Below are 9,369 nucleotides of genomic sequence, written 5' to 3'. Positions count from 1 at the left end.
GAGTATCTTTTAGACTCATTTCCAGTACCTATGTGTGATAATATCCGCATTTTTAATGTCAAGTTAATTGAGTCAGAAAAGTACCGGGGTTACATTGCATCGAAAAAAAGATACTTCTATGGTGTGCGAGTCCAATTATTAACAACTAAAACGAGAATTCCTGTGGAATTTGTATTTTTACCTGGAAGTGCCAATGATGTACGTGGGTTAAATGCCTTACCCCTAAATTTACCCCCAGGGAGCGAAATTTATGGCGATGCAGCTTACACAGATTACACCATTGAAGATGACCTAGAACACACGAGTCAAATTAGTTTGAAAGTGATGCGGAAACAAAAATCTAAACGTCCAGATCCTCCTTGGATTCAATATATAAAACAACATACTCGTCATTATATTGAAACCGTATTTAGTTCGATTACAAGTGATTTTCCCAAATCCATTCATGCCGTCACATATCAAGGGTTTTTACTGAAAGTTCAGGCATTTATTTTTGCCTTCACTCTGCAAGAAGCATTTATCTAATCAGTTACTATTCATACTTTTAATTTCATTATTACTGACCGTCGCTTCTGCATTCCAGGAGTCAATTTTTGATGACTTTCTTTCCTTTTGAATCTCTACCGGCTACTTGGGTTATTACTTTATTGACCCATTTATTTCCCAAACTTCACCCTAGCGTTCACGAAGTGCAGCGTAGCTATCGCTCTTCCTCATAACTAGCAACTTGGGTTAATAGCTGACTCTGACAATATATCTAACTTTGTTCTCTGGGGTTTCCCGAATCCTCTGCTCATGGCTGCACCTCTGCTATTAGTTTAATTTTATCAGAATGTTTGTACCATTGTTAACGTTGGGGTGGGGGAACTGTAGGTATTTTAAACATTTGAAGGGGCATCTTTCAGCATTCGACGAGCTAATTTAACGTAGGTTTTAGCTGTAGAGTATGGTATTTCTAAATCTTGGGCTATGATTTGTAAGGATTCCCCCATTTCCCTTCTTGCTAAGATTGTCGCCCAAGTTGTGGCTATTTTTTCAGTGCGATCGCCTCCTGTCCGTTTTCTTTGTGCTGTGAATATTTCTGTTAGTTGTTCTATGCGTTCTGGTAATAAATTAGTTGTAATTTCTGAGGATATATTTGATTTTGGTTCTATCCATTCTAAGCTGGTTTGCCCTAGTCCAAAGGTGGTTTTATGTCCAGTACCACAATAGGGAGCAAGTTGTACTAAAGCATAAAATAATTGGGTAAATTCGATGTTAGCTAAGGCGTTTTTTGCTAATCCTAAAGAAATTGCACCTGTAAAACCTGTGACAGAACCCCGTTTACCTGCGGCAACTTTGACAGATTCTAAACTGTGTTTATGAATGATGACGTTTTCATCTATCCATTCTAAAAAAGCATCTTGTTCTACGGGCATTCCTGAAAAATCATTCCAACGTCTGAGGTAACTATGAAAAAGATTAATGGGAACTGGAAGCGGGAAATGATGTCCTTTGCGGCGAAAACTGGTAGGTGAAATAAAACTGAGATTAATGTTATTATGTTGTTGGGTGGATGATGCTAAAATTTGCTGATAAGTAGTTGGTGGGTTAACAATATTTATTTGTTTGATTTGTAATTCCGCATCTCTTAAATTTATGGTTGATGGCAGTTGGGTTAACCATTGTTTTAAAAACTGGACTACTGGCTGAGAAAAAACGTTAACATACCAATGATAGGTGTTATTTGCTTGTAGTTGTAGTTGTTTACCAGTAGGAACTAATTGACCTTCTAAGGCAGAAATATTAAAGGGTTTTTCTGATTCCCCATCATGTAAATATGCTGAAAGTGTTGGGTTAATTTGGCGTACTTGATCCAAAAACCAAGCATGGAGGGCAATGGTATATTGAGAATATAAAGATGCGGAAGTAGCTGGTTCTAAGTCAAATACTAAACCAATTAATTCGGTATTTTCTGCCCATTCTAAAGGTGTGTTTTTGGCTGGGGCTTTTCGTCTGTTAGATGCTGCTGCTCTTGGCATTATTTTGAGTTATATTTTGTGATTATCATTGATTCTACTCTCTTTTAGTCCCCTTGTGGGGATTTATTTTCATTGGTTTTTTTGGCGATCGCACTTGTTTCAGTCCCCTTGCGGGGATTAGTTATGTGGAAACAGTGATGGAAGTTCCCTTAGTAAATGATGATCTTTCTTGTTTCAGTCCCCTTGCGGGGATTAGTTATGTGGAAACATCCACTTTGTAGCACAATATGATTACAATGTGTGGTTTCAGTCCCCTTGCGGGGATTAGTTATGTGGAAACGATTTCTTCCACTACATTGGGAAGCATTGTAAATGGTTTCAGTCCCCTTGCGGGGATTAGTTATGTGGAAACCGTTTTATGATTACGTCTGAACCGATAACAGAATAGTGTTTCAGTCCCCTTGCGGGGATTAGTTATGTGGAAACGAAACGTCGAACTGCTAGATGAGGATGGATTAAATTGGGCGTTTCAGTCCCCTTGCGGGGATTAGTTATGTGGAAACCTCAGATTAAGTGCAATAGTACATGATGAGGTGATTCTAGTTTCAGTCCCCTTGCGGGGATTAGTTATGTGGAAACAAAATTACACTTTAGACCTCAAACTGTTACCTGATAAGTTTCAGTCCCCTTGCGGGGATTAGTTATGTGGAAACGACTTTGGATTGCGCGTTGTCTGTCTAATTTTTCAGGTTTCAGTCCCCTTGCGGGGATTAGTTATGTGGAAACCAAATTCCCCATTGCTCAGTCTAGCCATGATGGAATGTTTCAGTCCCCTTGCGGGGATTAGTTATGTGGAAACCTTGCTACAGGTTGGATATCACTCTGAAGATTATGTTTCAGTCCCCTTGCGGGGATTAGTTATGTGGAAACACTATTACTGTGGCCTTGATGGGGCTGTAGTAATCTTGTTTCAGTCCCCTTGCGGGGATTAGTTATGTGGAAACATTAACTTCAACCTCAGAAATAGTTTCCTTGCGTTTGACCTTGTTTCAGTCCCCTTGCGGGGATTAGTTATGTGGAAACATCGTCGCGCAATCGAACTTGCTTACCTTATCGCAACCCAGGTTTCAGTCCCCTTGCGGGGATTAGTTATGTGGAAACTTTTTTAACTTTAACAATATGCTGATAACAATATGCTGATGTTTCAGTCCCCTTGCGGGGATTAGTTATGTGGAAACCCCGCCATCTGAAACATAGTCTGGGGGAAGATTCCAGGAGTGATTTTGGCGGACCTCTCAAAAAACCTCATTTCAGGCTTCGGGTCAACTGCCAACTGAAACTAACAAAAAGCTGAAAGTATTTAATTATCAAGGTTCTGGCGATTTGGCGGACCCCCCAGGGTTTTTGCCCCCGCTTCGGTTTGCCAAAAATTCAAGCTCATGTATCAATTATATGATTATAGCTTGCTCTTGTCTAGGGGTTTCCGAACCATAAGTAATAGTTTTTTTCACACTCCCAGCATCTAGTACATAAATTCTAATCGAATCCTCTTCAGATTTAATCAATCGTTCTATCTTGGTTTGTAGTGTCGCAAACTGCACCGCAGTTAAAAAACATTCAAATACACTATATTGCGTCCATTTCCCGTAACCACCCAACATTTTATGTAATCTTGTCCTGCGTTTGTTAGCAGCTTTGCTATCTGGTAAGTCGTAAATTATGAGATAAAAATGTGTTGTCATCTTAATGATAATGGTTTGTAGGGTACACCTTCTTGTAAATGACGACTCAATAACCGTGCTTGTAATTCTATTCCCCGTCTGTAGGTACAGCGATAATCAAACACCGGATGTTTAAATTCATCATTCATCTTTTTATTAAACGCTTCGAGAAATGTTTTCCTAGCATTATCTTTCAAACGATAAGCACCCAAACTTTCATTAAAATCCTGGGGTTGAATTTCTTTTTTGTGCAACACCGACAACACCAAATTATCAGCTATCAATGCTCTAAATTCTTCCATTAAATCCAACACCATCGCCGGTTGTCCATGATGGACTTCATGTAAATAACCGATATAAGGATCTAAACCAGCCACATTTACTGCTGCCATTACTTGACCTTGTAATAAAGCATAAGCAAAACTCAATAATGAATTTACTGGGTCAGTTGGTGGACGGCGATTTCTACCATTAAATGTCCATTGTTTACCTACCATATTCTGCCAACAAGCGAAATATTCCCTAGCTGCTAAACCTTCCACACCCCTAACTTGGTCTAATGTTTGTTGATTTTTAACTAAACCTTTACGTTCTTTGAGGGGATTATCTTTTTCATTATGTCGGTACAATACATGATATTGATTATGAATTTTTGCAGTGACAATGGTTTTCACTAATTCCAATCTTTTCACGGGATCATAATAAACTTGATATTGTGCTAACCGCAGTTGTCCATTACGAGAAGATTTAGGTAACGCTGAACCCAAGTATTTACCAAAACTAGAAAGATAATGTATGGGCATTCCTAATTCTAAAGCATAGGCAAAGGCATCACCAGTTACTTGGGGATTACCCATCAACATGATTTCATTCACAGTTTGAGCAGCGACTTTACATTTTTTCCAAGTTCCATCTTCTTGTTTTAAAGCTACCTGAAAAGCTTCATAATCTTTGCTAAGAATAGCATCAGGTTGAATTACATACAAAGTAGTCATAATTTTAGGATTCCTGAGATTTTAATTGTTTGACTTCAAAGGGTAAACAAATTCGTTGTAAACTACAAGATTGGCATTTTTTGGTATGCTCAATAGGTGCTGGCATTTTGTTTTGACTGGCAACTTGAGCTAATGCGATCGCCTGTTCAGTCATTTGTCGTAATTGGGGAGTAAAAGCCACAGTTTGTCTACGACGATTGGCATGATAAAATATTTCACCATAGGTAATATTTCTACCTGTGCGTTCTTCCAAACATAAAGCCGCAGCACATAATTGAAAATGGTCGTTTAAATGTTGTGCCATCTTGCCTTTTTTGTATTCCACCGGCACAAGTTGACCATCACATTCTTCCACAGCATCAATAACACCGGAAACCTTGAGACGTTCGGACCACACCCATTGTTGTTGATGAACTAAAGTTTCACCATCTTGAAAAGTACCATCTTCATTAATATTACGGTGGATATGACGACCTAAAATAATGTGTTCATTGTCTTCCATTTCACCTAACACATATTCCAGGTAAAAACGCCGGGGGCAATATTCCCAAGCATTGAGATAAGCTAAGGGTAAATAATCTTCATTCATTTTATTGGTAATTGGTAATTGGTAATTCTAAATTCTTCATTCTAAATTCTTCATTCTTACTTGTCCCATTCCCATAGTTGTTTTTCTCCCCACACCAGAAAAGACAGCAAAGTGAGATAAAATAGTAGCAATCCGGGCTTGTTCAGGGTCTGAAAAACGGTATTTTACCCAACCCACAGAACCAATTTCAGCACCAGATTTCATTTTTAAAACATGGGTTTTGAGGTCAAAAGCAGAAACCAAACCTTGCCATTTAACTTCAGGGAATTGTAAATCTGAAGGTGCAAAATGATTCCAACGACGTAACAAACTATTAAATACTAACTCCGGTAAAGGGAAAGGTTGAATATTTTGATGTTGCTTAAAACTGGTGGGTGATACAAACCGCAATTCAATAGTATTTTGTGTTGGTAATTCTATCAATTTTTTAAAACTGTTAGATTCCACAACATTTATCCATTGACCTAATCTACAGGTTATTGCCGCTAAAGTAATTTCACCACCTATATTGTGACTCAATCCCCACAGTAAAGGTGCTAAAAGTTCAGGTTTTAACAGAGTAATTCTTAACTGTATTCTCTGCGGTGAAGTGTACTGTATTGCTACAGTAAATGGTAAAATATCTTGTTGATGTAAATGTTCAGCTAAAGCAGGATTAGCAGTAGCAAACCATTGAAGACATTGGGCATGAATCGCCCTACCTAATGTTGGTGGTAGGGGTTCATTGGCAGAAATAGAAACGAGAATTACATGAAGTGCATCACTATCAACCTCAACACCTGTAAATTGATAAAATTTATTATTCCAGTTGAAAGATTGAGATACACCACCTTCACATATATACTGACAAATTGATGCCATTAGTTGTGAATATAATCCCGAATCTGGCAACACAGGCATAATTTTAGTAATGCCATCATGAATCTGTAAAGGAATCCAAACAGGTGCAGGTTGAATATCTGATAACCAAGATTCTAAAGCTACAGAATTTGTTGAATTTGCATCCTGTTTGAGAACTTGTTTAAGAATTAAACTAATGCCCGCAAATTTATTGTTAGTATGATGGTTGGAATTTTTAGTATCTGTGGTAAATGTCATAACGGGCGCTAGTTGCAACGAGTTTTAAGGGTAAAAATCCAGATTTCATTACTCGGTCTTTGCCAAGTTGTGCTTTATCAGTGGAAAAAGGATTAATGCGATTAAAGGTGGTCTTTTCACCTAAATCATCCATTGGTTGGATGGTAAACCCTGTAGTTAAATTAGGTTGAAATAAAGGTTCAGAAGTTTCTTGTTTGCAATCTGGTAAATATTGAAAGAAACAACCCTTTTTACCAAAATAATTAATTTGACTAAACAACCTTTCTATTTCTGATAAACGGTTTCCTGCACTACAACAAATTTGTAAATGTCCCTGTAAATGTACCCACTCCCGAAATACAAAACCATCTTGCATAGGTAGTGTTGGACGAGTTTTATCAGCCTTATCTGCGGTTTGGTCGTAATAACGAAGTTTGTAACCGTTGCGATTTACAACCAACTTTTCAGGAGGACAAACATAAATGATTAAATCTCGAATCCAAGTAAATTCTGTTTTAATCCATGCGTCAAAATCAGTTAAATGTTGTCTTCCTTGACTTTCTAACAACACCTTTAACAATGCCATTTTGATAGCATAAGGAGTAGGTACTAAATTAGACCTAGCAGCCATACTTGTGGCATCAGAACGTTTGAGAGAAAATAGGCTAACAGGTTGATAGGTTACAGTTAGCCATTTAGTTACGTTTTCTGATGTTGGAGAAGATTTCGATTTAGGCGATCGCTTCGGCATTTTCACTATCCCAAGGTAAACTTTGAGCAATCAAAATTTCAATTTTGTCGGCAAATTCAGCCATATTTTCAAATTCAAAACAACGGATTGTATCAGCACCGTTGAGATTATTTAAAGTAGCGGCTAAACTCTTAATTTGACTTTGATAACTATCTTCCAATGCACTTAACATTGGTGCGGGACAACGACGAGAACTAACAGTAATTATACCCTCAAAATTGTCAGGATGGGGTAAATTAGTATTGCGTTTTGCACCATTAGTTTGTAAATAGGTGTACAAGACACTTTTTAGTAAAGCATCCAGACGTTTTTTACGCTCAGAAACATCAATGCTATAACCAAAATTGTGGGGATTATAACCAATTCTAAAAGCCTCAATATTGAGAACAGTGGCATATAAACCCGAACTAACTTGAACATTGTAAGGAGTAGGATTTTCTACACCATATTTTGCATGAAAATAACTCTGGGTTTTTACTTGATTTGGTCTACCAACAATTGCCCCAAATTCAATGGTAGAATCACGTTTGAGAGTTTGTCCACCTTTGACAGTCACCATAAACCCTTCTAAATCGCTGATAGTGCAAATTTGAATTACTTTATCTGTTTTGGCTGCTAAATCAGCATCTTTATCTGTGAAAACTGGGAGATTTTTTTCTAAGTCATAACCAATTCTATCAGGATTTAATTGTTTACTACCCTCTGATAAAGTTAATCCAGATTCTACAGCTATGCGGTGTAAATGTTCTGATTGAATATGTTTGAACATATCCCCAGAAATACCATTAACATACTCAGCTTCATTCATGCCATTTTGAATTACATAATAACGCCGGGTTAATGATTGATTACCCTCGTTACCTTCGTTATTTAAAGCATGAAGTTGTAGAGATAATAAACCACTAATAGAAATGGAATAAACGGGAAATTGTGTCTTAGTCATTTTCGGTTTCTCCTTCTGCAATATTATCTAATTCTGTTTCTGTTCCATCATTGGTATCGGTTGAATCTGATTCTTTGGATTTACCCCAACCCTTAGCATAACCATAGGCAATTAATAGGTTAGCTACTAAACTAGAACCATATTCTTCAATCAGATTGATTACCCTATCTAAGTCATCTTTAGTAGTCCAAATTCTTCGGTGTTTACCTTGTTTTTTGAGTTCTTCATCAATTCGCAAGTTTTCGTTTTCATAACTAGCAATGAAGGATGATAATTCAATGATAAAATCCTTTTTAGAACCTGCTTGACTGCTCAAACGTTGTGCTAAACCATAGATTCTATCCCAACCATGTTCGTCTTTTCCTGCATAAACTGTGGCACTATTAATAGCCTTAGCAATGCGTAAAAATCCAGGGTCTTCAGTGATGTCCGTTAAATTTAATTCTTGATCATTTTGACGATAGTTAAAATTTTTCACCATGAGGTTTAATCCATTGATAGAAAATAAACGAGGAAAGAATTTAGCTTTGGGGTCTGCTAAACGTTTGACAACATAATCAGCATAACTAACCTGAAAACGAAAGAAATTTATGAGATTTGTACCAGTGATAAAATCCCGATAAGCTGCTAATAACTCACTGTGTCCTTCTTCCGCAGATAAGGTAGTGATAACTGATAGATGTTCATTTAAAACATTATGATAATCTGTGAGTTCTTGATGATTTTTAGGACTAATCCACCCTGGTAAACCTAAAGTAAAAACCTCCTTGACACCATAAACTTGACCCTTAGAACCAAAGTGAGTACCAATAAAGTTACTAACAAATTGATTCACTGGTTGAAAAAGTGCAAATTCATCAGTTTCTGCATCAGCTTGAGATTGATGATAATTTAATAATTGTTGGCAGAAACGCAATATTAATTCAGAATCAAAACGGGCTATACCATGACCCCCAGAAGGTGGATTAAATTGACGAAGCTTATCCAAAACTTCCCGATATTTAGTAAGTTGAATATCTTGGGGTTCAAGCGCAACAACACGCCAATCATAAACTCGTTCTGCTATTTTTACCCGTTCTGATATACCAAAGGTAAATAAACCCCCAGCAATCAACCATAAACTTAACCAATCTGTTTTTTGAGAATCTACTTTATTGCTGTCTGCTTTAATTCGATTCACCCCTTGTACAGATGTTGGTAAATAGATTTTTACGGCACTTGCTGTTTCTGGTAATTTTTGTCCTGTAGTTTGGGTAAATAAGTCGTTTACTAATTTAGTGAAATCATCTGTTTCCTGACTAAATGCAGTAAACAAAGCCACCAAGAATTTAC

At 37.2% G+C, this 9,369-nt stretch carries 9 protein-coding genes and 1 CRISPR repeat array; of the genes, 1 reads left to right on the top strand and 8 read right to left on the bottom strand.

Annotated elements, in window-relative coordinates; genetic code table 11:
- The coding region (locus tag FFR48_RS21760; RefSeq protein WP_137668819.1) for an IS982 family transposase at nucleotides 1–525 on the top strand (525 nt) is incomplete at its 5' end.
- Between the two features lie 353 nt (nucleotides 526–878).
- On the opposite strand, the gene cas6 (FFR48_RS21755) is transcribed toward FFR48_RS21760, so the two are convergent.
- The 8 genes from cas6 (FFR48_RS21755) to FFR48_RS21720 form a co-directional block, all read right to left on the bottom strand.
- Nucleotides 879–2,021, bottom strand: coding sequence for a CRISPR-associated endoribonuclease Cas6 (gene cas6, locus FFR48_RS21755; protein WP_096572936.1), 1,143 nt, complete (start codon nucleotides 2,019–2,021; stop codon nucleotides 879–881).
- Nucleotides 2,022–2,117: 96 nt separating this feature from the next.
- Nucleotides 2,118–3,199: a CRISPR direct-repeat array (repeat unit 37 nt; unit sequence GTTTCAGTCCCCTTGCGGGGATTAGTTATGTGGAAAC).
- A gap of 210 nt (nucleotides 3,200–3,409) precedes the next feature.
- On the bottom strand, nucleotides 3,410–3,703 hold the full coding sequence (gene cas2, locus FFR48_RS21750; protein WP_096568703.1) for a CRISPR-associated endonuclease Cas2: 294 nt from the start codon (nucleotides 3,701–3,703) through the stop codon (nucleotides 3,410–3,412).
- Complete coding sequence (cas1d, locus tag FFR48_RS21745) at nucleotides 3,700–4,677, bottom strand: type I-D CRISPR-associated endonuclease Cas1d (RefSeq protein ID WP_096572935.1); 978 nt, start codon at nucleotides 4,675–4,677, stop codon at nucleotides 3,700–3,702. The genes cas2 and cas1d overlap by 4 nt, the downstream gene beginning before the upstream one ends.
- Before the next feature lie 4 nt (nucleotides 4,678–4,681).
- Nucleotides 4,682–5,266, bottom strand: coding sequence for a CRISPR-associated protein Cas4 (gene cas4, locus FFR48_RS21740; RefSeq protein WP_096572934.1), 585 nt, complete (start codon nucleotides 5,264–5,266; stop codon nucleotides 4,682–4,684).
- 36 nt (nucleotides 5,267–5,302) lie between these two features.
- Complete coding sequence (gene cas6 / locus FFR48_RS21735; protein WP_096572933.1) at nucleotides 5,303–6,364, bottom strand: CRISPR system precrRNA processing endoribonuclease RAMP protein Cas6; 1,062 nt, start codon at nucleotides 6,362–6,364, stop codon at nucleotides 5,303–5,305.
- The gene (locus FFR48_RS21730) at nucleotides 6,342–7,094 is read right to left on the bottom strand and encodes a hypothetical protein (RefSeq protein ID WP_096572932.1); all 753 of its coding nucleotides are present in this window, start codon (nucleotides 7,092–7,094) and stop codon (nucleotides 6,342–6,344) included. Before FFR48_RS21730 ends, cas6 (FFR48_RS21735) begins: the two co-directional genes overlap by 23 nt.
- On the bottom strand, nucleotides 7,075–8,037 hold the full coding sequence (locus FFR48_RS21725) for a DevR family CRISPR-associated autoregulator (protein WP_096572931.1): 963 nt from the start codon (nucleotides 8,035–8,037) through the stop codon (nucleotides 7,075–7,077). The genes FFR48_RS21730 and FFR48_RS21725 overlap by 20 nt, the downstream gene beginning before the upstream one ends.
- Nucleotides 8,030–9,369, bottom strand: a 1,340-nt coding sequence (locus FFR48_RS21720) for a hypothetical protein (RefSeq protein WP_137668818.1), incomplete at its 5' end; no start/stop codon positions are given. The genes FFR48_RS21725 and FFR48_RS21720, both read right to left, overlap by 8 nt.

This window comes from Sphaerospermopsis reniformis (assembly GCF_005402885.1).
Taxonomy (GTDB): domain Bacteria; phylum Cyanobacteriota; class Cyanobacteriia; order Cyanobacteriales; family Nostocaceae; genus Sphaerospermopsis; species Sphaerospermopsis kisseleviana.
The sequence above is the reverse complement of the archived record's forward strand: the minus strand, read 5'-3'. Positions and strand labels throughout refer to the sequence as shown.